This is a genomic window from Methylobacterium sp. J-001, assembly GCF_022829565.1.
Lineage (GTDB): Bacteria > Pseudomonadota > Alphaproteobacteria > Rhizobiales > Beijerinckiaceae > Methylobacterium.
Window position 1 is genome coordinate 1 of record NZ_JAKSYN010000016.1, and the last position, 427, is coordinate 427.

Genomic DNA, 427 nt, shown 5'->3' on the forward strand with positions numbered 1-427 from the left:
GTCGGATCCGGGCCGAGGCGCAGCAGGTCCTCTACGCCGAGGAGGCGGCCGATTTCGGCGGCAATCAGACCAGCCTCGACGTGGCCGTGGCCCTGATCGGCGCCGTGGCCGGCCCCGTCCCGGCGACGCGCGCGCGTATCGCGATCCGAACCGCCTGATCCGGCTTTGGAGCGAAGCCCTCACCCTCATTGCGACCGCCACGAAGCAACCTAGGGATGCGCCACCCCTCCCGAGCGCCCGCTGCACTGGGTGGCTTCGCTGCGCTCGCGATGGCGGCATTGCAAGCCACACCGGAGCCCACCATGACCGACGCCACGCCCCGCCTCGGACTGACGCTGATCGCGGCGAGCCAGGCCCAGAAGCACGTCACCCACAACGAGGCGCTCGGCCTCCTCGACGCCCTGGTCCAGCTCGCCTGCCTGGACAA

Annotated in this window: 1 pseudogene; it reads left to right on the top strand. The window is 71.2% G+C overall.

What is annotated here, in order from left to right:
* Window positions 1-302: 302 nt before the first annotated feature.
* Window positions 303-427: pseudogene (locus MKK65_RS00395) on the top strand (DUF2793 domain-containing protein); the annotation flags it as partial.